Origin of the sequence: Mesorhizobium sp. M8A.F.Ca.ET.218.01.1.1, assembly GCF_004791165.1 — a bacterium.
In the GTDB taxonomy this organism is placed as follows: Bacteria; Pseudomonadota; Alphaproteobacteria; order Rhizobiales; family Rhizobiaceae; genus Mesorhizobium.
This window is the reverse complement of the sequence record NZ_SRUZ01000127.1, coordinates 1-327: the sequence shown is the minus strand read 5'-3', so window position 1 is coordinate 327 and position 327 is coordinate 1. Positions and strand designations below refer to the sequence as shown.

The window sequence follows — 327 nt, the reverse complement described above, 5'->3', positions numbered from 1 at the left end:
GTGATCGCGGTCTCCCACCCGCCGGTGCCGGTGGACGGGAAGACAAAGATGTCAGACCGCTCCGTCCTGATCACCTTCTTCACCCCTTCCAGGGCTGGATGCAGAATTTTCGCAAACATTGGACTGCGGTGGTCGACGGTTGGCATATCGACGGCCCTGCGCAACACCTCCGGAATATTGGTGGGGCCAGGGATGAAGATCGGATTCTGGCTGAACATTGGCTGCACCTTCCTATGAGTGAACGACCTGGATAACGCGCCTGGCATTACTTCAATTGACGCCAGTCGCCTGTTTGGCCCTTCCAGCCGACGACGCGGCCGCTCAGCC

At 59.3% G+C, this 327-nt stretch carries 1 pseudogene; it reads right to left on the bottom strand.

From position 1 onward, the window contains the following. Positions 1-218 (bottom strand): annotated as a pseudogene (locus EN861_RS34690) (serine--glyoxylate aminotransferase); the annotation flags it as partial. Positions 219-327 lie beyond the last annotated feature (109 nt).